The organism is Mycolicibacterium iranicum, from assembly GCF_014190915.1.
Lineage (GTDB): Bacteria > Actinomycetota > Actinomycetes > Mycobacteriales > Mycobacteriaceae > Mycobacterium > Mycobacterium iranicum_B.
The window spans coordinates 176,155-198,639 of sequence record NZ_JACHVU010000008.1 but is presented as its reverse complement, the minus strand read 5'-3'; the positions used below and the strand labels follow the sequence as shown (position 1 = coordinate 198,639).

23 protein-coding genes and 1 tRNA gene are annotated in these 22,485 nt (G+C 68.8%); 11 read left to right on the top strand and 13 right to left on the bottom strand.

Going from position 1 to position 22,485, the window contains the following annotated elements; translation table 11 throughout:
- Positions 1–13: 13 nt before the first annotated feature.
- Positions 14–811 carry an ESX secretion-associated protein EspG gene (locus FHR72_RS18225; RefSeq protein WP_183470639.1) on the top strand — a complete coding sequence of 266 codons (798 nt, stop codon included), beginning with the start codon at positions 14–16 and terminating at the stop codon, positions 809–811.
- Here the strand turns inward: FHR72_RS18225 and FHR72_RS18220 are convergent.
- From FHR72_RS18220 to ponA2, 6 genes are all read right to left on the bottom strand, one after another.
- Positions 798–1,544 carry a hypothetical protein gene (locus tag FHR72_RS18220; protein ID WP_183470637.1) on the bottom strand — a complete coding sequence of 249 codons (747 nt, stop codon included), beginning with the start codon at positions 1,542–1,544 and terminating at the stop codon, positions 798–800. The genes FHR72_RS18225 and FHR72_RS18220 overlap by 14 nt on opposite strands.
- Positions 1,541–2,905, bottom strand: a complete 1,365-nt coding sequence (locus FHR72_RS18215; RefSeq protein WP_183470635.1) for a hypothetical protein — start codon at positions 2,903–2,905, stop codon at positions 1,541–1,543. The genes FHR72_RS18220 and FHR72_RS18215 overlap by 4 nt, the downstream gene beginning before the upstream one ends.
- 172 nt (positions 2,906–3,077) lie before the next feature.
- Positions 3,078–3,151, bottom strand: a tRNA-Pro gene (locus FHR72_RS18210).
- Between the two features lie 242 nt (positions 3,152–3,393).
- Positions 3,394–4,494: an L-cysteine desulfhydrase Cds1 gene (gene cds1 / locus FHR72_RS18205; RefSeq protein ID WP_183470633.1), complete on the bottom strand. Its 1,101-nt coding sequence runs from the start codon at positions 4,492–4,494 to the stop codon at positions 3,394–3,396.
- Entirely contained in the window at positions 4,491–5,453 is a 963-nt protein-coding gene (locus FHR72_RS18200; protein ID WP_183470631.1) for a metallophosphoesterase, read from the bottom strand. Before FHR72_RS18200 ends, cds1 begins: the two co-directional genes overlap by 4 nt.
- Before the next feature lie 45 nt (positions 5,454–5,498).
- Positions 5,499–7,955, bottom strand: a complete 2,457-nt coding sequence (gene ponA2 / locus FHR72_RS18195) for a transglycosylase/D,D-transpeptidase PonA2 (RefSeq protein ID WP_183470629.1) — start codon at positions 7,953–7,955, stop codon at positions 5,499–5,501.
- A gap of 343 nt (positions 7,956–8,298) precedes the next feature.
- Between ponA2 and FHR72_RS18190 the strand changes: the two genes are divergently transcribed.
- Entirely contained in the window at positions 8,299–8,655 is a 357-nt protein-coding gene (locus FHR72_RS18190; RefSeq protein WP_183470797.1) for a WhiB family transcriptional regulator, read from the top strand.
- Between the two features lie 161 nt (positions 8,656–8,816).
- Here the strand turns inward: FHR72_RS18190 and bagB are convergent, their stop codons facing one another.
- Positions 8,817–9,938: an ATPase BagB gene (gene bagB, locus FHR72_RS18185; protein ID WP_183470627.1), complete on the bottom strand. Its 1,122-nt coding sequence runs from the start codon at positions 9,936–9,938 to the stop codon at positions 8,817–8,819.
- A gap of 13 nt (positions 9,939–9,951) precedes the next feature.
- Positions 9,952–11,004, bottom strand: coding sequence for an ATPase BagA (gene bagA, locus FHR72_RS18180; protein ID WP_183470625.1), 1,053 nt, complete (start codon positions 11,002–11,004; stop codon positions 9,952–9,954).
- Positions 11,005–11,052: 48 nt separating this feature from the next.
- On the opposite strand from bagA, the gene FHR72_RS18175 reads away from it, so the two are divergent.
- Genes FHR72_RS18175 through FHR72_RS18165 form a run of 3 tightly spaced genes read left to right on the top strand, consistent with a single transcriptional unit; the run spans position 11,053 to position 12,440 of the window.
- Entirely contained in the window at positions 11,053–11,214 is a 162-nt protein-coding gene (locus FHR72_RS18175; protein WP_013472940.1) for a Sp36 family protein, read from the top strand.
- Entirely contained in the window at positions 11,211–11,666 is a 456-nt protein-coding gene (locus FHR72_RS18170) for a RidA family protein (RefSeq protein WP_183470623.1), read from the top strand. Before FHR72_RS18175 ends, FHR72_RS18170 begins: the two co-directional genes overlap by 4 nt.
- Positions 11,667–12,440, top strand: coding sequence for an MBL fold metallo-hydrolase (locus tag FHR72_RS18165; RefSeq protein ID WP_183470621.1), 774 nt, complete (start codon positions 11,667–11,669; stop codon positions 12,438–12,440).
- A gap of 35 nt (positions 12,441–12,475) precedes the next feature.
- Here the strand turns inward: FHR72_RS18165 and crp are convergent, their stop codons facing one another.
- The gene (gene crp / locus FHR72_RS18160) at positions 12,476–13,150 is read right to left on the bottom strand and encodes a cAMP-activated global transcriptional regulator CRP (RefSeq protein ID WP_003931718.1); all 675 of its coding nucleotides are present in this window, start codon (positions 13,148–13,150) and stop codon (positions 12,476–12,478) included.
- 123 nt (positions 13,151–13,273) lie between these two features.
- A complete protein-coding gene (locus tag FHR72_RS18155; RefSeq protein ID WP_396888474.1) occupies positions 13,274–13,591 on the bottom strand; it encodes a hypothetical protein in 318 nt (105 codons plus the stop codon).
- Between the two features lie 120 nt (positions 13,592–13,711).
- Between FHR72_RS18155 and nth the strand changes: the two genes are divergently transcribed.
- The 4 genes from nth to marP are packed head-to-tail and all read left to right on the top strand — an operon-like array spanning position 13,712 to position 17,117.
- Complete coding sequence (gene nth / locus FHR72_RS18150) at positions 13,712–14,494, top strand: endonuclease III (RefSeq protein ID WP_183470617.1); 783 nt, start codon at positions 13,712–13,714, stop codon at positions 14,492–14,494.
- A gap of 6 nt (positions 14,495–14,500) precedes the next feature.
- Positions 14,501–15,148 carry a TlpA disulfide reductase family protein gene (locus tag FHR72_RS18145; protein ID WP_183470615.1) on the top strand — a complete coding sequence of 216 codons (648 nt, stop codon included), beginning with the start codon at positions 14,501–14,503 and terminating at the stop codon, positions 15,146–15,148.
- Positions 15,145–15,927: an NUDIX hydrolase gene (locus tag FHR72_RS18140; protein ID WP_183470613.1), complete on the top strand. Its 783-nt coding sequence runs from the start codon at positions 15,145–15,147 to the stop codon at positions 15,925–15,927. Before FHR72_RS18145 ends, FHR72_RS18140 begins: the two co-directional genes overlap by 4 nt.
- On the top strand, positions 15,924–17,117 hold the full coding sequence (gene marP, locus FHR72_RS18135; RefSeq protein ID WP_183470611.1) for an acid resistance serine protease MarP: 1,194 nt from the start codon (positions 15,924–15,926) through the stop codon (positions 17,115–17,117). The genes FHR72_RS18140 and marP overlap by 4 nt, the downstream gene beginning before the upstream one ends.
- Here marP and FHR72_RS18130 read toward each other — a convergent pair whose 3' ends face one another.
- Positions 17,118–18,086 carry an alpha/beta fold hydrolase gene (locus tag FHR72_RS18130; RefSeq protein ID WP_183470609.1) on the bottom strand — a complete coding sequence of 323 codons (969 nt, stop codon included), beginning with the start codon at positions 18,084–18,086 and terminating at the stop codon, positions 17,118–17,120.
- Entirely contained in the window at positions 18,086–18,631 is a 546-nt protein-coding gene (locus tag FHR72_RS18125) for a phage holin family protein (protein WP_183470607.1), read from the bottom strand. Before FHR72_RS18125 ends, FHR72_RS18130 begins: the two co-directional genes overlap by 1 nt.
- A gap of 97 nt (positions 18,632–18,728) precedes the next feature.
- Here FHR72_RS18125 and FHR72_RS18120 point away from each other — a divergent pair, with 97 nt between their 5' ends.
- Entirely contained in the window at positions 18,729–19,439 is a 711-nt protein-coding gene (locus FHR72_RS18120) for a S1 family peptidase (RefSeq protein WP_396888473.1), read from the top strand.
- Between the two features lie 27 nt (positions 19,440–19,466).
- On the opposite strand, the gene acs is transcribed toward FHR72_RS18120, so the two are convergent.
- Positions 19,467–21,428, bottom strand: a complete 1,962-nt coding sequence (gene acs, locus FHR72_RS18115) for an acetate--CoA ligase (RefSeq protein ID WP_183470605.1) — start codon at positions 21,426–21,428, stop codon at positions 19,467–19,469.
- Positions 21,429–21,548: 120 nt separating this feature from the next.
- On the opposite strand from acs, the gene FHR72_RS18110 reads away from it, so the two are divergent.
- Positions 21,549–22,283 (top strand): Fic family protein, encoded by a 735-nt coding sequence (locus FHR72_RS18110; RefSeq protein ID WP_183470603.1) that lies wholly within the window; start codon positions 21,549–21,551, stop codon positions 22,281–22,283.
- Positions 22,284–22,485 lie beyond the last annotated feature (202 nt).

The following is a 22,485-nucleotide window of genomic DNA, read 5'->3' as shown; positions in this document are numbered from 1 at the left end:
GCAGAATGGAGCGATGTCGTACAGGCCGGCTCTGCCGGAATCGTTGTGGTTCGTACCGGTGGCCACCGTCGCGGTGGTCGATCTGGAGTCGGCGTGCGAACTGTACGGCCGCGACACGCTGCCCTACCCCCTGGGCCGCAGCCGGCCCGTCGGCTCGGTGTGGCTGCTGACCCGGGACGTCGGCTCGCTCGACGCACGGATGAACGACGGCGACCTGCGCGGCGTCCGTGACTGGGCGGAAGCGCTTGTGCGCGCGGATGTCTGCGTCGAGTGCCGGGTGCGGTTCCCCGGTGAAGGCACGCCAGACCTCCGGCTGCACGGGGTGCGTTCGGGCGGTTCGGGATACGTTGCGGTGCAGGGCAGCGACGACGACGGCGTCGATGTGGTCGACATCTACTCGGTGTCACCCGACATGCTGGGACCGGCCATCGCCGAGACGGCGGGGCTGATCGGGGCCGGCGTTCATCCGCGAATCGCTCTGGCGGAGAGCCCCCCTCGGGAGATGGACTCGGATCTGGACTTCCTCACCGGTCACGACGAATCGGCGGCCGGTGTGGCCCGCAACGACGTGGTGGCCACCGGGACGCTGCAGACACGTCGCGACCCGGCCGCGCAGTGGGGTGTCGATCCCGGGCGTCCGATCCTGGAGTGGGTGCAGATCCGCGGTGACGGCGACTACCTTCTCGAACCCGGTGACGCCGACCATGCCGAACCGCTCGACGTCGCGATGTTGACCACCTACCTGGATGGGTTCATCGCCGAGGATCTCTCGGTGGCGGGGGAGCGGAACGACGGCATCAGCCGGTGGTGAACTGCCGCTGCTCGAGGCGCCGCAGAGCACGATCATCGACGAGCTCTGCTCGGTGCTCGGGGTTCTTCCAGTAGAACCGGACCCAGTCACGAAGGGCGTCACCGTCTTCGGCGACGGCGTCGGCGTACAACCGTGCAGCAGACCCTGTCGAGGGGAGGAAGACGACCAGCTTGTTGAACGGCTTTCCGCCCTTGGGAGGGTGATCGAGAATCTGCTCGACGTCGTCCCAGCTCCCGCGCCGCAGGGAGTTCCAGTGCCCGTTCCAGACTTCGAAGCCGGCGGGGTCGAGACGGAGATGGTGACCGCATTTCTGCCTGGCCATTTGGTACAGCGCCGGTACTCCGAAGATCATCAGGCCGATGCACGCCGCGGGTAGCGCGGCCCGGGGCACCGCCGACGGTACGTAGTCGACCATGCCGAGACGCGAGAAGATCAGATACAGGGCAGCCGCCAGGGTGATGGCAGCGGTGGACGCGATCGCCGCGAGATCCAGCACGACGCCGGGGCGCAGCAGGATTCCGTTCGGGTCGCTGTGTGCGCGGGGAGTCACCGCGCCCAGGGCCGTACACAGACAGAAGACGGCGAACCCGATCGCCCAGATCGTCACGGCGAGCATGATGAGCGCCGTGAGATAGCTGCCGCGCAGCGCCCAGAGGACCGTCCAGATGCCGGTGAAGACGCCGGTCCCACCCAGGGCGACGGCGAGCAAGACAGGACGTACGGGACTGTTCATCGCGGACAAAACGTGTTTCCGATCCAGTTGCCGAGCTGCGAACCGCCTTCGCCGGCGAGGATGGCGATCGGAATAGCGACCGGACCCATCTCGGATGTGGCCAGGCCCGCCAGCGCGCCCGTCGCCAACCCGGTGGCACCCTCCGTCGCGGCGACGCATCGGGCGAACCCCGAATCGGCGACGGCGACCTCCCACAGGGTGGTGGCGATGCCCAGACCGGGTCCGGCATATTTGGCGCCGGCGCGGATGTGCTCGACCGCCTCGGCGCTGAGCTTCGGAATCCCGTGGGGGGTGTGCTCCAATCCCGCGATGGCCGTTTCGACTCCGGTCATCAGCGGCTTGTCGAAGAATTCGCGCGGAATGTCGGCCGTCTGCCCGTTCGGCGTCGTGACGGTGCCGCTGCGGCTGCCGCCGGGGCGTTCGACGAGGGTGACGAGAGTGCCGTCGGCCATCTTCACCGAGGTGACCGTCGCGTTGTCCATACTGTGGTCCCCGCGGTCGTTGAAGGTGACGGTGCTCGACTCGGAGATCACGTTGCCGTGCTCGTCATAGTGCGTTTCGGTGGTCGCCGGCCCGCGGTCTGAGAAGAGCGGTTTGGCGTCGGCGGTGCGCTCGTGGCGGCTTCCGTCCTGCATGTACATCGTTGTGGTCGTGGAGATGAGCTCGCCTGTCGCGGGGTCGTGCTTGGTCTCGGTCGTCGTCTCGCGCACGGTCTGCGACATGTCGGCATCGCGCAGCATCCCCTGCTGCAGCATTCCCATTGCAGTGGACGGGTTGGGGACTTCGTCGCCGGGCCTCTGCGTGCCGGGTAGCAGCAGGCTTGCGGGATCCGACGGATTGGGGGCGACGAAGCCGTGCGGTGTCGCGGCGGCGGTCACGGCCGCGGCGGTGTCGTCATCGGCGGCGCCGACCTTCAGCAGCAGTCCGTTGACGACGACCTGTTCGGCCTGGGCACGCTTCTCCAGCGCGGCAGCCTCTTCCAGGGTCATCTGAGCGCCGGTGATCAGGACCACCCATTGATCGCTGACGTGCAGCTGGCCACCCATGTCGATCTGATCGGCCTTGTCCAGCAACGCCGTTCGGGCACCGCCGATCGTGCCGGCGCCGGTGGTGAACGCTTCGCCGACCGCGGTGGTGTAGTCGGAGAACGAATCGGCCTGACGGCCGGCCCGCTCGAACATCGCCTCCGCGGCGTCGTGCGCGCTGCCCGACCAGGCGCGGGTGTCCGGCATCTCCTTGATGTTGGTGCTCAACGTCGTCACGGCGTCGGCGACGGTTCTGCCGGCGTCCCGGATCGCCGTGCCCGTGAATGTCAGCGAGTCGGGATTCCAGCTCTCCAGCCGGGGTCGGGAGGGCAACACGGCCTAGCGGGCCCCGTCGAAGCCCGTGGTGAAGGCGTCCATGACAGAAACCCTAAGCCGGGCCCGCGGTAGCCCCTGTCACCAATTCTCGGGCGACCCCGGTCGCGCCCGGACAGCAAGAAGGCCCCGACCAGAACATCCAGTCAGGGCCTCTCACCTGCGATCACACGAGTCGGGGTGGCGGGATTCGAACCCACGACCTCTTCGTCCCGAACGAAGCACGCTACCAAGCTGCGCCACACCCCGCGTGAAGCCACGACAGCGTATCGCACTGCAGGCCGTTGAGGCCAAACGGCTATTGGGTTTACGACACGCCGCGGGAAGGAACAGAGGTGTCGGTGGCGTTATGCACACTGAGAAAAGGAACCGACCGAAACGAGGCGTGACATGACTGGCTTGGGAGCATCGATCTACCTGGGCTTCTTCGCGCTGGCAGCACTGTGGCTGTTTCTGACCTCCGACGTTCCGCTAACTCGGCGTCCCAAGGATCAGAGCCAGCGTCCCGTGCGTTCGAACTCGGCCAGTGACCCGGCCGACTCGGACGGTTCGATGCCGTGGCTGCTGAGCCACTCGTCGCAGAAGTAGGTGTCGGCGTAGCGGTCTCCGCTGTCGGCGAGCAGTGTGACGACCGACCCGCTGCAGCCCTGCTCGACCATCTCGGCCAGTAGGCCGAACGCGCCCCAGATGTTGGTGCCCGTCGACGGCCCGACCCGGCGTCCCAGGACACGACTCACGTGGTGAGCGGCGGCCACCGACGCGTTGTCGGGCACCCTCACCATCCGATCCACCACCCCGGGCAGGAACGACGGCTCCACCCGGGGTCGTCCGATGCCCTCGATCCGTGACGACGCACCCGTGCTCACGTCGGGATCGCCCTGCTCGTAGGACGGGAAGAAGGCCGAATTCTCCGGGTCGACGACGCACAACCGCGTCGGGTGCCGGCGGTAGCGCAGGTACCGGCCGATCGTCGCGCTGGTGCCGCCGGTGCCCGCGCCCACGACGATCCACTCCGGCACGGGGTGCGTCTCCTCGCCGAGCTGCTCGAAGATGGACTCCGCGATGTTGTTGTTGCCCCGCCAGTCCGTGGCCCGTTCGGCATTGGTGAACTGATCGAGGTAGTGCCCGCCGGTCTGCTCGGCCAGGCGCTGCGCCTCGGCATAGACCTGCGCCGACTGCTGCACGAAATAGCAACGGCCGCCCTGGGATTCGATCAATGCGATCTTCGACGCACTTGTCGAGGCCGGCATCACCGCGATGAACGGCAGCCCCAGCATCGCGGCGAAGTACGCCTCCGACACCGCCGTCGATCCGGACGACGCCTCGATCACCGTCGTTCCCTCGCCGATCCACCCGTTGCACAGCGCGTACAGGAACAGCGAACGCGCCAGCCGGTGCTTGAGGCTGCCGGTGATGTGGGTCGTCTCGTCCTTCAGGTACAGCGCGACGTCGACGTCACCGGACCATGTCGACGGCAGCGGATACCGCACCAGATGGGTGTCCGCGCTGCGGCGCGCGTCGGCCTCGATGAGCCGCACCGCGTTGTCGACCCAGGCCCGGGACTGGCGGCGGCATGGCCCCGCCGCGTTCACCGCGCCGATACGGTCGGATGCGACTGGCCAGCCTGCGTGCCGAGGTCCGAGCCGCCGGTCGGCGCCGCGATCAGCGTCAGCAGCGTCGCCTCGGGGCGGCAGCAGAACCGCAGCGGTGCGAACGGGGACGTCCCGATGCCCGCCGACACGTGCAGCTGCGTACGGGCACCCCACCGCGACGGGCCCTTGGCCCGCGAGCGGTCCAGGTCGCAGTTGGTGACGATCGCGCCGTAGAACGGCAGGCACAGCTGGCCGCCGTGGGTGTGGCCGGCCATCACCAGCTGATAGCCGTCTGCGGCGAAGCGGTCCAGCACGCGCGGCTCCGGCGAATGGGTCAGCCCCAGCGTCAGGTTCGCCGCGGGGCTCGCCGGCCCGGCGACGGTGTCGTACCGGTCCCGCGTGAGGTGCGGATCGTCGACGCCCGCCGCCGCGATGTGCAGGCCCGCCACCTCGAACTCGCGACGGGTGTGGGTCATGTCGAGCCAACCGCGCTCGGTGAACGCCGCCCGCAGGTCCTGCCAGGGCAGCGGCTCCCCGTGGATGCGATGTGTCGGCTTGGTCAGGTAGTTGGCCGGGTTCTTCAGCCGGGGCGCGAAGTAGTCGTTGCTGCCGAACACGAACACGCCGGGGACCGCCAGCAGGTCGCCGAGCGCCTGCACCACCGACGGCACCGCCTTCGGGTGCGCCAGGTTGTCGCCGGTGTTGACGACGAGATCGGGCTCCCAGCCCGCCAGTTCGCGTAGCCAGGCCTGCTTGCGTCGCTGCGCCGGCCGCATGTGGATGTCGCTGATGTGCAGCACCTTCAGCGGCGTGGACCCCGGCGACAGCACCGGCATCGTCGCCTCGCGGACCACGAACGCGTTGCGTTCGATCAGCGACGCGTACCCGATCCCCGCGACGAGCGTGCCGACGGACGCCGCAGCGGTGGTCTTGAGGAGGGCAGCCGGTGACGCAGACATGAACTCAAGCGTACTGCCCGAGCCTGTGAGACACAGGCTGTCGGGTCAGCCCGGCGGGGGTGGCGGTGGCGGCGGGGGACCCAGCACCGGCACCGTGATCGGTGGCAGACCAGGGATTTGGATCACCTGCTGGCCCACCGGTGGCGGCGGGGCACCCGGCGGCCCGGCCCCCGGAGGCGGTGGCGGGGGAGCCGGGGCGATGCCGTTCGAGATCTGAATCGTCACGATCGACCCGGGGACGGTCTGGCCGCTGGGCGCCGTTCCGACCACGGTCCCGTAGGACGAGCCGCTGTTGACCGGGGTGGGCTGGTCGGCGACCTGGAACCCGGCCTCGCGCAGGCGCTGGCGGGCCGTGTCGATGTTCAGGCCGGACACGCTCGGCACCCGGGAGCCCGGTGCGCCCTCGACGTACCGCGGATCGGTCGGTGGCAGCGTGACGTCGCCGAACGCGGTGGCGATCGGCTGCATCGCGGTGAACCACGTCCTGGCCGGCTCGTTACCGCCGAACAGGTTGCCCGAACCGCACTGGCGCAGCGGGAACGAGCACAGCTCCGTCGGCGCGGTCGAATCGTCGTAGATGTAGCTCGCGGCCGCGTACTGGTTGGTGAAGCCCAGGAAGGCCGACGAACGGTTGGCCTCGGTGGTGCCGGTCTTGCCCGACATCGGCAGGGTCCAACCGACCGAACCCGCCGCGCCGGCCGCGGTGCCCGCACCGGTGTCGTCCTTGCTCATGGCGTTGGCCAGCGTGTTCGCCAGGCCCTCGGGGACGACCTGCTCGCAGGTCTCGGTGGTGACCGACACCGGCTCGCCATAGCGGTCGTAGACCTCGGCGATCGGGTTGGGCGGGCACCACATGCCGCCCGAGGCCAGCGTCGCCGCGACGTTGGACAGCTCGAGCGCGTTCACCTCGATCGGGCCCAGGGTGAACGAGCCGATGTTCTGCCGCTTCACGAAGTCGGCGAGGCTCTCGTTGCTCTCCGGGTCGTAGTCGCGGGCGGTGCCGGGCAGCGCGTAGGAGCGCAGGCCAAGCCGCACGGCCATGTCCACGGTCCGCTGCACGCCCACCTGGGCGATCAGCTTCGCGAACGCGGTGTTCGGCGAGGTCGCGAGCGCATCGGTGACGCTCATCGTCCCCCGGTAGTTACCGGCGTTCTGCACACACCAGGTCGCGGGCGGGCAGCCCCGCGCCCCGCCGCTGCCGAGGCCCTTGGCCTCGAAGCGCGACGGCGAGTCGAGCTGAGCGTTGATGCCCATGCCCATCTCCATCGCCGCGGCGGTGGTGAACACCTTGAACACCGAACCCGCGCCGTTGCCGACCAGCGAGAACGGCTGGGGCTGCATCGTCTCCCCGGCATCGAGGTTCAGCCCGTAGGTGCGGTTGCTCGCCATCGCCAGCACCGGGTGCGTCTCCTTGCCCGGCTTGATGACGCTCATGACGCTGGCGACGCCGTCGAGGTCGGGGCTCGCGAACTGCGTGATGGCGTTCTTGACCGACGCCTGGACGTCGGGCTCCAGCGTCGTCTTGATCATGTAGCCGCCCTTGGCGACCTGGTCCTTGCTGATCCCGGCGCGGGCCAGGTAATCGAGCACGTAGTCACAGAAGAAGGCGCGGTCGCCGGCGGCGATGCAGCCCCGCGGCAGCTCCTTGGGCTGGGGCAGGATGCCCAGCGGCTGCTGGCGGGCCGCCCGCAGCTCCTCGGCGTGCTCGGGCAGGTTCTCGATCATCGTGTCGAGCACGACGTTGCGGCGGGCCAGCGCGCCGTCGGGATTCGTGTACGGGTTCAGCGTGCTCGTCGACTGGACCATGCCGGCCAGCAGCGCGGCCTGCTGCCAGTTCAGATCCGTGGCGTTGATTCCGAAATAGGTCTGTGCGGCGTCCTGCACGCCGAAGGCGTTGTTGCCGAAGCTCACCAGGTTCAGATAGCGGGTCAGGATCTCCGGCTTGGTGAACGTCTTGTCCAACGTCAGCGCCATCCGGATCTCACGCAGCTTGCGGGCCGGGGTGGTCTCGATCGCGGCGCGCTTCTCGGCGTCGGTCTGCGCGATCACCAGCAGCTGATAGTTCTTGACGTACTGCTGCTCGATCGTCGAACCGCCACGGGTGTCGAGGTTGCCCGACAAGTAACCCGACAGACCCGTCAGGGTGCCCTGCCAGTCGACGCCGTTGTGGTCGGCAAACCTCTTGTCCTCGATCGAGACGATCGCCAGCTTCATCGTGTTGGCAATCTGATCGCTGGGGACCTCGAAGCGTCGCTGCGAATACAGCCACGCGATGATGTTGCCCTTCGCGTCGGTCATCGTGGACACCTGAGGGACCTCGCCCTCGACCAGTTGCGCCGACCCGTTGGCAACCACATCCGACGCGCGGTTCGACACGAGCCCGAAGCCGCCGACGACGGGGAACAGCAGCCCGGCGACGACGACGCTGGCGAGCACGACGCACCAGGCGAGTTTGATGACGGTCACCGCGCGCGGCGGCCGTGTCGGTGGGTCCTCCGGCATGCGTACAGAGTAGCGACGACTTTCGGCCGGGCGTGCCTCGAGCAGCCCGACGAGGACGCCGGAATGAGTCGTGACAGGCCATGTCAAACGCCGTTGACGAGCGCTTGTGCGCAGAACAGGCCATCGAAGAACGGCAATGTACGCGCCTGACGGCACGGTCGTCCCAAAAAAGTGGTCACGAATGTATTGCGCAGAACGGCTGTGACCACCTAAATTGAGCGCACAGTGCGATGCAGGTCACACCCGGTACTCGCAATGTGGCGTAGATCGCACTTGCAATCGACGTCAGGGTTAACAGTCGTCTGCGTTGTCGGGGCGCGGCCAGAACGATAGGGGATCGCTGGTGTCAACAATTCAGCCCGCGGCTCGTAAGACCGTCGTGAACACAATTACCCAGCCCATTGTGCCGGGTAAGGAAGCAGAAGCGCGTATTGCGTGGGTTTCGCAGGCTCGGTGTCGCCAGACGGATCCGGACGAGCTGTTCGTCCGCGGGGCCGCGCAGCGCAAAGCCGCAGTCATCTGCCGTCACTGCCCGGTGATCGCCGAGTGCGGCGCCGATGCTCTCGACAACCGCGTGGAGTTCGGTGTGTGGGGAGGCATGACCGAACGCCAGCGTCGCGCACTGCTCAAGCAACACCCTGAAGTTGTTTCCTGGGCCGACTTCTTCGCCGCCCAGCGCAAACACCGCACTGCCGGCTGAGTCCTTCGATAGCTAAGTCCTTCGACAGCTGAGTCCTTCGACAGCTAAGCCGCGATTGCCTGATTCGCGGGTTGGCCCACCTGTCGAAACGCACGTGAGGGAAATGACGTAACCGCGCCCGACCAGGGCGCGGTTACGCCTTTGTTGGGGGTCGGTTCGCGCTACGCCGCGCCGGTGATCTGATCGGCGATGGCCCGCAGGGCCTCCAGATCGGACACGTCGAACGGCAGCGACGGGACGCCGACGAGGGCCACCGTCGGATTGGCGCCGGTGAACCGCGACAGCAGCCGCACCTCGCGCTTGGCCGTCGAGGCGCGGGCGGCGTGGATCCGCAGCGCGGCTGCGGTCACCGAGTCCGCATCCGCCTTCGCCAGATCGTCGGCGGCCTCGGCCGCCTTGTCGGCGTGCAACTCGCACAGCGTCGGATGCGTGCGGTTGAGGATCAGCCCGGCCAGCGGCATGCGCTCGCTGGAGAGCCGGTCGACGAAGAACGAGGCCTCGCGCAGCGCGTCGGGCTCCGCGGCCGACACCACCACGAACTGCGTGCCGCGCCGCTTGAGCAATTCGTAGGTGCGGTCGGCCTTCTCGCGGAACCCGCCGAACGTCGCGTCCAGGGACTGCACGAAACCCGCTGCGTCCGAGAGCATCTGCGACCCCAGGATGGTCGACATGCCCTTCATCGCCAGTCCGACGGCGCCCGTCACCAGCCGCCCGATGCCGCGTCCGGGCGCCAGCAGCATCCGCCACAGCCTGCTGTCCATGAAACTGCCCAGCCGCTTCGGCGCGTCCAGGAAGTCCAGTGCGTTGCGCGACGGCGGAGTGTCGACGACGATCAGGTCCCACTTGTCCTCTGCCAGAAGCTGTCCCAGCTTCTCCATGGCCATGTACTCCTGCGTGCCGGCGAGCGACGTGGCCACGGTTTGGTAGAACTGGTTGTCCAGGATCGCGTCCGCGCGGTCGGGTCCGGAGTACTGCACGACCATCTCGTCGAACGTCCGACGCATGTCGAGCATCATCGCGTGCAGTTCGCCGGTCACCTCGGGTGCCAGCGGAACTCGCTGAGGCGTGTTGCCCAGCGTCCGGATGCCGAGTGCCTGCGCGAGGCGTTTGGCCGGATCGATGGTCAGCACGACGACGGTGCGTCCGTACTCGGCGGCACGCAGCGCCATCGCCGCCGCGGTGGTCGTCTTACCGACGCCGCCCGCCCCGCAGCACACCACCACGCGGTTGGAGCGGTCACGCAGGATCGAGGCCATGTCGAGGGCCGGTGGTGTCGTGCTCATCGTGTCTCCCCGCTCACCGCACGCCCTGCTGGGCGAGCTCTTCGGCCAGTTCGTACAGGCTCCCGAGGTCGACGCCGTCGGGCAGCGCCGGCAGATCCAGCCGGGCCACGTCCAGTTCGGCGAGCTGCTCGGCACTCTCGGTGCGCGCCGCGATCCGGGTCGCGTGCTGAATGGTCTCGGTCAGCAGACCGGCGAAGTCCTCGTCAGAGAGCGTGACGCCCGCGGACTCCAGGCCGGCCCGTACCTCGTCGGCGTCGACGACACCCTCGGCGGCCTTGGCCAGGTCGTCGGGTGCGAGATAGGACGGGATGTTGCGGTTGACGATGACGCTGCCGATCGGCAGGCCCATGTCGCGCAGCTCCTCGATGGCTTCCAGGGTCTCCTGGATCGGCAGCGCCTCGAGCAGTGTCACGAGGTGGATGGCCGTCAGGTCGGAGTGCAGCAGCTTCACCACGCCGTCGGCCTGGGAATGCACCGGGCCGCCCTTGGCCAGGTCGGACACCGCCTTCGTGACGTCGAGGAAGCGGGCGATCCTGCCGGTCGGCGGGGAGTCCACGACGACCGCGTCGTACGCGATGCCCTTGCCTTTTGGCTGATCCTTCTGAGTGCGGGTCACGATCTCTTTGATCTTGCCCGTGAGCAGCACGTCCCTCAGGCCCGGCGCAATCGTCGTGGCGAACTCGACCGCGCCGATCCTGCGCATCGCGCGCCCGGCCAGCCCGAGGTTGTAGAACATGTCGAGGTATTCGAGGAAGGCCGCCTCGGTGTCGATCGCCAGCGCGTTGACGACGCCGCCCCGCTCGGCGGTCGCGATCTTGACCTCTTCGTACGGCAGCGGCGGAACGTCGAAGAGTTGCGCAATCCCTTGGCGCCCTTCGACTTCCACCAGAAGCACCTTGCGTCCGCCCGCGGCCAGTGCGAGCGCCAGCGCCGCGGCGATCGTCGACTTGCCCGTGCCGCCCTTGCCGGTGACGAAATGCAGACGCGCTTCGGTCAGCCGCGACGGCCATCCGGCCGGCGTCGGACCATCCGGTGGACCCGCTGATCTGGATGAGGTGGTAGCCACGCTTGCATGCTAGCCATAGCGGATCGGCCGCCGGATAAGCTCAGCCGCATGAGCGAACCGACCCGCTGGGAGTACGCCACCGTTCCGCTGCTGACGCACGCGACCAAACAGATTCTCGACCAATGGGGTGAGGACGGCTGGGAACTGGTCTCGGTGCTGCCCGGCCCGACGGGTGAGCAGCACGTCGCGTATCTGAAGCGAGCCAAATGACCAACTCGGCGCGGCTGGCCGAGCTGGGTATCGAACTGCCGCAGGTCGTGGCGCCGCTGGCGGCCTACGTCCCCGCGGTGCGCACCGGCAACCTCGTCTACACCGCAGGGCAGCTGCCCATCAGCGGCGGGGAACTGCTGGCCACCGGCAAGGTCGGCGCCGAGGTGTCCGCGGAGCAGGCCAAGGAACTGGCTCGCCAGTGCGCCCTGAACGCGCTGGCCGCCATCGACTCGGTGGCCGGCATCGACGCGGTGGTCCGGGTGGTCAAGGTCGTCGGCTTCGTGGCATCAGCGCCTGGCTTCGACGGCCAGCCCGGCGTCATCAACGGGGCCTCGGAGCTCTTCGGCGAGATCTTCGGCGACAACGGCGCCCACGCCCGGTCGGCGGTCGGGGTGTCCGAGCTGCCGCGCAACGCGCCGGTCGAGGTGGAAGTGATCGCCGAGGTCTCCTGAGTGGAGCATCCCGCGTACGGACTGCTGCGGCCGGTCACCGAGACCGCGTCGGTGCTGTTGTGCGAGAACCCGGGGTTGATGACCCTCGACGGCACCAACACGTGGGTGCTGCGCGGTCCCGGTTCTGACGAGATGGTCGTCATCGACCCGGGACCCGACGACAAGGACGAACACATCGAGCGCCTCGCGGCCCTCGGGCCCATTCCGCTGGTGCTGATCAGCCACCGCCACGGCGACCACACCGGCGGCATCGACCGTCTGGTCGACCTCACCGGCGCCGTCGTGCGATCGGTCGGCAGCGGATTCCAGCGCGGGCTGGGCGGATCGCTGACCGACGGCGAGGTGATCGACGCGGCCGGGCTGACCATCACCGTGATGGCCACGCCCGGGCACACTGCCGACTCACTGTCCTTCCTTGTCGACGACACCGTGCTCACCGCCGACACCGTCCTCGGTCGCGGCACCACGGTGATCGACTCCGAGGACGGCGATCTCGGTGACTACCTGGAATCGCTGCGACGGCTGCGCGGACTGGGTCACCGCACCGTGCTGCCGGGCCACGGACCCGAGCTGGACGACATGGCCGCGGTGTGCGACACCTACCTCGCCCATCGCGAGGAGCGGCTCGAGCAGGTGCGCGGAGCGCTCCGCGAGCTGGGGGAGGACGCCACCGCCCGCCAGGTGGTGGAGCACGTCTACACCGACGTCGACGAAAAGCTGTGGGAGGCAGCCGAATGGTCGGTGCAGGCGCAACTCAACCACCTGCGCCGCTGAGCTCGTTACCTCGCTCGCGGCGGGATTCTCGCTCGTTACCTCGCTCGGCGGGCCAGGCGCTCCGAGTCGCTGATCAACACACTCTTGCCCTCCAGGCGGATCCAGCCGCGGTGGGCGAAATCGGCGAGCGCCTTGTTCACGGTCTCGCGCGATGCGCCGACCAACTGGGCGATCTCCTCCTGCGTCAGGTCGTGCGTCACGCGCAGTGCGCCGCCCTCCTGCGTACCGAAGCGCTGCGCGAGCTGCAGCAGCTGCTTGGCCACGCGGCCGGGCACGTCGGTGAAGATCAGGTCGGCGAGGTTGTTGTTGGTGCGGCGCAGCCGGCGGGCCAGCACGCGCAGCAGCTGCTCGGCGATCTCGGGGCGATCGGCGATCCAGGCGCGCAGCGCTTCGCGGTCCATCGACACCGCGCGCACCTCGGTGATGGTCGTAGCGCTCGACGTCCGTGGTCCGGGATCGAAGATCGACAGCTCGCCGAACATGTCGGACGGGCCCATGATCGTCAGGAGGTTCTCACGGCCGTCCGGTGAACGCCGCCCGATCTTCACCTTTCCGGAGATGATGATGTACAGGCGATCGCCGGGCTCGCCCTCGGCGAACACGGTGTGCCCACGGGGAAAGTCGACAGGCTGCAGCTGCTTGGTCAGCGCGGAAACAGCGCTGGGTTCTACCCCCTGGAAGATTCCGGCCCTGGCCAGGATCTCGTCCACGTTGCCCCTTTAGCGTTCGTTGATCAGACATGCGTAAGCCGACCTCGAAAGATCGTGAGATCAGTCTAGAGGTACGCCCTGTCGACGTTGGCGGCATCGAGCCCCCGGTGCGACCAGCCCACGCTACACACGATCGGGTTGTCGGGTCTGCCGAAACTCAGTATTGGCGAGCTGATGGGCATACTCGCGTGTCGGCAAACCCGGGACGGAGATGGGCTCGATGAACCGGCGCGCCAGTGACTCCTGCTCGGTGAGGCGTCGCGCGGCACTCAGCACGGCCTCGTCGATGTGCACCCGCGGGCGGGTGTCGACCTCGTTCACCTTGGCTTGTTCGAGAATTTCGTCCACGTCCGACGGCGACATCGCGTCGCAACGCAAGCCCGCCTCGACACGCTCGAGCCCGAGCGTCACCAACATGAGCAACCCCGGGATGAGCGCCACGAGCAACCACGACACAAGGAGGAAGTAAACACGGCGAAAGTCTCAACGGGATCACGAAAAGCCCTCGTTAAGAACCGATCCACCCCCGGGCGCGTCGGACCCCCTCAGTACGCTGGCTTCGTGACCGCCAGTAAAGCCTCGACCAGCGGCAAGACCTCCGCCGCCGCGGCCCGCAAATGGGACAGAGAGACCCACCTGGGCCTGGTCCGGCGGGCCCGCCGGATGAACCGCACTCTGGCGCAGGCGTTTCCGCACGTGTACTGCGAGCTGGACTTCACCAACCCCCTGGAGCTGACGGTCGCCACCATCCTGTCGGCCCAGAGCACCGACAAAGGGGTCAACCTCGCCACCCCGGCGCTGTTCCGCAAGTACCGCACCGCGCTGGACTATGCGCAGGCCGACCGCACCGAGCTCGAGGAGCTGGTGCGCTCCACCGGCTTCTACCGCAACAAGGCCAATTCGCTGATCCGGCTGGGCGAGGAGCTGGTCGCCCGGTTCGACGGCGAGGTTCCCCGCACCCTGGAGGAGCTGGTCACGCTTCCCGGGGTCGGACGTAAGACGGCCAACGTCATCCTCGGCAACGCGTTCGACGTCCCCGGCATCACCGTCGACACCCACTTCGGACGGCTGGTGCGCCGCTGGCGCTGGACCGCCGAGGAGGACCCGGTGAAGGTCGAGCACGTCGTCGGCGCCCTGATCGAGCGCAGCGAGTGGACGCTGCTCAGCCACCGCGTGATCTTCCACGGCCGGCGCGTCTGCCATGCCCGCAAGCCCGCCTGCGGCGTCTGCGTGCTCGCCAAGGATTGCCCGTCCTACGGCACGGGTCCGACCGATCCGCTGGTCGCCGCGCCGCTGGTCAAGGGTCCCGAGACCGAGCACCTGCTGGCGCTGGCCGGACTGTAGGCGCCGATGAGCGCGTCCGCCCGCTGGAGCGTCGTGGCGTTGGTGATCCTGGTGGCGCTCGGTGTCGCTCTGTGGTCGGAGCTCGGCGACGACGACCTCGCGCCGTCGGCTCGCCAGGACTCCGTCTCCGCCCGCGACCGCCGGGACGCCGACACCCCGGAGGCACTCGCCGAACCCCGCGCCGAGGCCGCGCTGCAGCCCTGCCCCACCGCCGGAACCGGTCTCGGGCCCGAGGCGCTGCGGGGCATCGACCTCGAATGCGTGGGTGACGGCAGCCGGGTCGACATCGCCCGCGCGCTGGCCGGCCGGCCGGTGGTGCTGAATCTATGGGCGTACTGGTGCGGTCCGTGCGCCGACGAGCTGCCGGCGATGGCCGAGTACCAGCGCCGCAAGGGGTCTGAGGTCACGGTGCTGACCGTGCACCAGGACGAGAACGAGACGGCGGCGCTGATCAGGATGGCCGAGCTCGGCGTGCACCTGCCCACGGTCCAGGACGGGCGCCGTCGGATCGCCGCAGCGCTACGGGTTCCGAACGTGATGCCTGCGACGGTCGTGCTGCGCGCCGACGGTAGCGTGGCCGAGATCTTGCCCCGGTCGTTCGCGACCGCCGACGAGATCGCCGCTGCGGTGGACCCGAAGATTGGAGTCGCGTGACCTGGGACGACCCCGAGGGTGAGCTGACTCCGTCGGCCGCGCCGCCGTGGCTGGCACCGCTGGTCGACCAGCCCGGCGCGGTGAAGAACGCCTACCGGCGACGCGTGCCCGCCGAAGTGCTGGCAGCGCTCACCGCCGCCAACACGACGGCCGCCGTCACCGGCAAGCGCCGCGACGCCGCCGTTCTGGTCCTTTTCTCCGGCCCGGCAGACGGTGACCGGGGCATGCTGCCCGACGACGCCGACCTGCTGGTGACCGTCCGCGCGTCGACGCTGCGCCACCACGCAGGGCAGGCCGCGTTCCCCGGCGGCGCGGCCGACCCCGGCGATGCGAGCCCCGTCGACACCGCGCTGCGGGAGGCCACCGAGGAAACCGGCCTCGACGCCGGCAGGCTGCAGCCGCTGGCCACGCTGGAGAAGATGTTCATCCCGCCGTCGGGTTTCCACGTGGTGCCGGTGCTGGCGTACTCGTCGGATCCCGGCCCGGTGTGGGTGGTCGACGAATCCGAGACCGCGCTGGTCGCCCGCGTCCCGGTGCGGGCGTTCGTGAACCCCGAGAACCGGATCATGGTGTACCGCAGCGAGAACACCCGCCGCACGGCGGGACCGGCGTTCCTGCTCAACCAGATGCTGGTGTGGGGATTCACCGGACAGGTCATCTCGGCGATGCTCGACGTGGCCGGCTGGGCGGTGCCGTGGCAGAACGACAAACTGTACGAACTCAGCGATGCAATGGCGCTCCTCGACGCCGAGGGCAGCTACGGTGATGCGCAACGATGAACTCGTCACAATGGCTTGATATCGCCATCCTCGCCGTGGCGCTCCTCGCTGCCGTCTCAGGCTGGCGATCAGGTGCGCCCGGTTCGTTGTTGGCACTGGTCGGCGTCGTCCTCGGCGCGGCGGCAGGCATCCTGCTGGCCCCCCACGTGGTCAGCCACCTCAACGGTCCGCGCACCAAACTCTTCGTGACGCTCTTCCTGATCCTCGTGCTCGTGGTGATCGGCGAGATCGCGGGCGTGGTGCTGGGAAGGGCCGTGCGGGGCGCGATCCGGAACCCGGGGCTGCGGATCGCCGACTCCGTCGTCGGCGTGGCCCTGCAACTGGTCCTCGTGCTGACCGCGTCCTGGCTGCTGGGCACCGCGCTGGTGTCCTCCCCGCAGCCGAACCTCGCGGCCGCCGTGCAGGGCTCCCGGGTGATCGCCGAGGTCGACTCGGTCGCGCCCAGCTGGCTGCGGTCGGTACCGAACCGCTTGTCGTCGCTGTGGGAGACCGCCGGCCTGCACGACGTGCTCAAACCCTTCGGCCCGACCCCGGTGGCCGCGGTCGAGGCGCCCGATCCGACCCTGGCGACCTCCCCCGTCGTCGGCCAAACCCGCCAGAGTGTGGTCAAGGTGCGCGGCGTCGCGCAGAGCTGCCAGAAGGTGCTGGAGGGCACCGGGTTCGTCGTCGCGCCGAACCGCGTGATGTCCAACGCCCACGTGGTCGCCGGCTCCGACAGCGTCACCATCGAGGTGGACGGCCAGACCTATGACGCGGGCGTCATCTCCTATGACCCCAACGCCGACATCTCGATCCTCGATGTGCCGAACCTGCCGTCGGCGCCGCTGCAGTTCGTCGAGGAGCTCGCACCCACGGGCACCGACGGCATCGTGATGGGCTATCCCGGCGGGGGCGATTTCACCGCCACACCGGCCAGGGTGCGCGAGGTGATCGAGCTCAACGGTCCCGACATCTACCGCAGCACGACCGTGACCCGCGAGGTGTACACCATCAGAGGTACTGTGCGGCAGGGTAATTCGGGCGGCCCGATGATCAACCGGCAGGGCCAGGTGCTCGGCGTCGTGTTCGGGGCCGCGGTCGACGATGTCGACACCGGGTTCGTGCTGACCGCCAAGGAGGTGGGCGCGCAGATGGCGAAGGTCGGCAACGTCGCGCGGGTGGCCACCGGAACCTGTATCAGCGCCGGCTGATCAGGAGTACACCTCGGCGAGGAAACGCGACAGGTGCGTGTTCGCGGTGTCCGGGGTCTCCTCGTGGGCGAAGTGCCCCGCACCCTCGATCGACACGTAGCGTCCGTGCGGCGCGTAGCGCTGCGTGCGGTTGACCGGGTCGGGCAGCACGTACGGGTCGGCCTCGCCGCGCAGATGCAGCACCGGCACCGTCAGGTTGCGCTTCATCGACCGCATGAACCGTCTGCCCTCGCCGCGTAGCTGGCTGCGCACCGCCCAGCGCTGGTACTCCAGCGCACAGTGGGCCGCCGACGGAATCTGGATCGCCCGCCGCAGGTGACCCATCGTCTCGGCGAAATCGTCGGTGGTCTGCCATGAGGCACCGGCTCGGCTGCGCACCAGCCGCTCCAGCTCGGCGCCGTCGTGCCCCGACAGGGCCCGCTCCGGCCACATCGGCACCTGATAGCGCAACATCCACGGGAGCAGCGCCCGACGCTGGTCGCGCCGGGTCACCACCGATCGGCGCAGCGCCGAGGGGTGCGGTGAGCTGACCACCGCGATCGCCCGCACCACACGGGGGTGCAGCACCGACGTGGCCCAGCAGACCAACCCGCCGTCGGCGTGGCCGACCAGGGTGGCGCTGTTGTGGCCCAGCGCCCGGACCAGGCCCGCGGTGTCGCCGGCCAGCGTCCAGCCGTCGTAGCCGCGCGGCGGTTTGTCGCTGCCCCCGTAGCCACGCAGGTCGACGGCGACCACCCGGGCGCCCGTCAACCCCGTGAGTTGGTGACGCCACGACCACCAGAACGACCCGAACCCGTGCAGCAGGATGACCAGCGGGCGGTCGGTGAGCGGCTTCGACTGATCGACCGGGTCGTCGCTGCCGGCGGGACGCTCGGCCTCCACGACGTGGAAGCGGATCCCGTTGGCGTGGACGTCCAGGTGGCGCCACGGCCCGCCGATGCGTACGACCGACGGATCGGGTGGGGGCATTACCAGCCTGACGGGTCTTTTTGCGCCGCGGGCTGATTGTCGGTCCGGGCGACGGCGCGCTTGTCAGGGCCCGGGGAGAAGGCCTCCGGGAGCTCCTTGACCGTCTCGATGGTCTTCTGCGGTCCGCGGATCTTGCGCACCTTCAGATAGCCGAACAGTGCCAACAGCACGGTCAGCACCACCATCACCCCGAACACGATCAGGTAGGCGGCCCACTTCCACAGCCAGGTGTCGAGCAGCTCGGCGACGAAGAAGAAGAAGAAGAACGTCGAGTAGAACAGCACCACCAGCGCGGCGATGAAGAAGACGCTGCCGGTGAGGCCCTTCTTGACGTCGCGGGTGATCTCGGCCTTGGCCAGCTCGACCTCGGCGCGCACCAGCGTCGACACCTGCGCCGTGGCGTCCTTGACCAGATCGCCGATCGACGGATCGGGCTTCGGTGCGTGCGGATCCACCAGCGGTATCGACGTCACGGTATTGGGCACGCCGTTCCTGCGGTCGCTCACGAAAGCTTCCTTCCCGCCTCTGTCCTCGGTCGCGTTCATGTTGCCACGTGGCGCCGCTCTAAACGATTCAGCCCGACGATAGACTGCCTGGGTTCCTTGCTGGCCGGTCGGGCACGTCGGATAGGGGAGTGACTTCTTGAGAACCAACAGCCTCTGGCTGACGGTTCGCGCCACGTTCGTGGTCCTGGCCGCCGTGCTCGGCGCCACCACGCTCGGCGCGGTAACCGCACACGCGCAAGCCCCGGTTCCGCTCGGCGGTGGTTCGGGCCTGGTCGTCAACGGTGAGACGCTGTGCACGCTGACCGCCATCGGCACCGACAACAGAGGCAACCTGATCGGGTTCACGTCCGCGCACTGCGGCGGCCCGGGCGCGGTCGTCGCCGCCGAATCCGCCCAGACCGCCGGCACCGTCGGCGAGATGGTCGCCGGCAACGACATCCTCGACTACGCGGTGATCAGGTTCGACCCCACCAAGGTCACCCCGGTCAACGAGGTCAACGGTTTCCGCATCGACGGCATCGGCCCCGACCCGAAGTTCGGCGAGGTCGCCTGCAAGCTCGGGCGCACCACCGGCTACTCCTGCGGCGTCACGTGGGGGCCCGGTCAGGAGCCCGGCACCATCGTCAACCAGGTGTGCGGCCAGCCCGGCGACTCGGGCGCGCCCGTCACCGTCAACAACCGGCTCGTCGGCATGATCCACGGGGCGTTCTCCGAGGAACTGCCCACCTGCGTCGTGAAGTTCATCCCGCTGCACACCCCGGCGGTCACGATGTCGATCAACACCCAGCTGGCCGACATCGTCGCCAAGGGCCGGCCCGGCAGCGGGTTCCGCCCGATCGGTTCCTGAGGTCCCTGCTTCCTGAGGTCCCGGCCGCTACTTGCTGGCGCGGATCGCCTCGAACACGCTGGGGTCGACCAGCGTCGAAGTGTCGCCCAGCTCGCGGCCCTCGGCGACGTCACGCAGCAGCCGCCGCATGATCTTGCCGCTTCGGGTCTTCGGCAGTTCCGGAACCACGTGGATCTCCCGCGGTTTGGCGATCGGCGAGATCTCGCGCGCCACCTCGGCGCGCAGCTCGTCGACCATCGATTCCTCGCCGCCGTGGGCACTGGACTTCAGGATCACGAACGCACAGATGGCCTGGCCGGTGTGCTCGTCGGTCGCCCCGACGACCGCGGCTTCGGCGACCCCGGAGTGCCCGACGAGCGCGGACTCCACCTCGGCGGTCGAGATGCGGTGCCCGGAGATGTTCATGACGTCGTCGATGCGGCCCAGCACCCAGATCTCGCCGTCCTTGCCGTACCGGGCGCCGTCGCCGGCGAAGTACCAGCCCTGCTCGGCGAAGCGCGACCAGTAGGTCTCCTTGAACCGCTCCGGATCGCCCCAGATGCCGCGCAGCATCGACGGCCACGGCTTGTCCAGGACGAGGTAGCCGCTGGCCTGCTCGCCGTGGTCGGTGCCCGGAGCGAGTTCGTTGCCGTCGTCGTCGACGATCTTGGCCGAGATGCCCGGTAGCGCGCGCATCGCCGAACCCGGCTTGCAGTCCGTCACCCCGGGCAGCGGCGAGATCATGATCGCGCCGGTCTCGGTCTGCCACCAGGTGTCCACGATCGGGGTCTTGTCGGCGCCGAAGACCTTGCGGTACCAGCGCCACGCCTCCGGGTTGATGGGCTCGCCCACCGAACCCAGCAGCCGCAGGCTCGACAGATCGTGGTCGGCGGCGATCTGCCGCCCCCACTTCATGAACGTGCGAACCAACGTCGGAGCGGTGTAATAGATGGAGACGCCGTACTTCTCGATGATCTCGAAGTGGCGGTGCTCGTTCGGGGAGGCGGGTGTGCCCTCGTAGACCACCTGCGTCACGCCGTTGCTCAGCGGCCCGTACACGATGTAGGTGTGGCCGGTGACCCAGCCGATATCGGCTGTGCACCAATAGACGTCGGTCTCGGGCTTGAGGTCGAAGACGTTGAAGTGCGTGTAGGACGACTGCGTCAGGTAGCCCGCCGAGGTGTGCATGATGCCCTTGGGCTTACCGGTGGTGCCCGACGTGTAGAGCAGGAACAGCGGGTGCTCGGAGTCGAACGCCTCAGGGGTGTGTTCGGTCGAGGCCTTGGGCACGACCTCGTCCCACCACAGATCACGGTCCTCGGTCCACGGGGTGTCGATTCCGGTGCGGCGCACCACCAGCACGTGTTCGACGGGGCTGTCGTCGCCGAGGCCCTCGATGGCCTCGTCGACGCCGGTCTTCAGTGACACCGCCTGGCCGCGGCGGTACTGGCCGTCGGTGGTGATGACGAGCTTGGCCTGGGCGTCGTCGATACGGGCCTTGAGCGCCGAGGCCGAGAAGCCCGCGAACACGACGCTGTGCATGGCGCCCAGACGCGCGCAGGCCAGCATCGCGATGATCGCTTCGGGCACCATCGGCATGTAGATCGCGACGCGGTCGCCGGCCTTGAGCCCGAGTTCGGTCAGCGCGTTGGCCGCCTGGCACACCTCGTCTTTGAGCTCGGCGTAGGTGATGCTGCGCGCGTGGTCGACGGGCTCACCCTCCCAGTGGATCGCGACCCGGTCGCCGTTGCCGGCCTCGACGTGGCGGTCCACGCAGTTGTAGGCGACGTTGAGCTTCCCGCCGACGAACCACTTCGCGACGGGCGCCTCCGACCAGTCGAGCACCTCGGTGAACGGGGTCTCCCACGACAGCCGCTCAGCCTGCTTGGCCCAGAACGCAAGCCGGTCGGCCTCGGCCTCGTCGTAGAGCTCGGCGGTGGCGTTGGCGTTCTCGGCGAACTCGGGTGCCGGAGGGTAGGACGAGGGGGCGTCCACGTGCGTCTCGGTCATGGGTGTGAGGGTAGTCACCCAACGTTGCAAAGACGTTGGCAACTCATATCTGGGGCTGCGGGCGGCACTTCGGACGCGACGAGCGTGGCGGCTCGTCGGCCCAGCGGTATCTTCTCAGGCGTGACCGACCCGCTGGCCCCGCTGACCGAGCTTCCCGGAGTCGCCGACGGCGGCGAGGAGGCCAGGGAGACGCTCGGCCGCGCACACCGGCACCGGACGAATCTGCGGGGGTGGCCGAAGACCGCCGCCGAGGCGTCACTGCGGGCGGCGCGCGCCTCGTCGGTGCTCGACGGTGGGCCGCTGCAGTTCGCACCCGAGGCCGACGATCGCGACCCGGTGCTCGCCGGGGCGCTGCGGGTGTCCGAGGCCCTGGAGGGTGGCGAAGGCGCCCTGATCGGGGTGTGGCGGCGGGCGCCGCTGCAGGCGATCGCGCGGCTGCACTCGCTGGCGGCGGCCGACCTCGTCGCCGACGAGGCGCTCGGACGGCCTCGCGAGGGCGCGGGGCGACGGCTGGAGCTGCTCGCCGACCTCGCCACGGGAGGGACGCGCGTCCCCGCGACGGTGCTCGCGGCCGTCGCCCACGGTGAGCTGCTGACGCTGGAGCCGTTCGGCAGCGCCGACGGCGTCGTTGCGCGCGGGGTGTCGCGGTTGATCACCATCGCCAGCGGTCTGGATCCCCACGGCCTCGGCGTGCCTGAAGTGCACTGGATGCGCCGTTCCAACGACTATCGCGCTGCGGCACGCGGTTTCGCGTCGGGCACAGCCGATGGTCTGACGGCGTGGCTGATCCTGAGCAACGAAGCACTGCACGCGGGCGCTCGTGAGGCGCTGTCCATCGCGCAGTCGTCGACGTAAGGGCGGGGGCGAAAGGGCTGGGTGTAAAGGGCGCTCCCAGGCGCTCCAGCAAAAAAGGCGGGCGGCGTCCGAAGCAATTCGAAAAATACTTCGGCTCACCGCCCGCCAGCACGGACCTCCGGTTACCAAGCGTGCGTTCTGCGGCTGCGTGGGTGGCCTCGGCGTCATTGCGATCCGCTTCGACCGCAGCCCTACCCAAAGA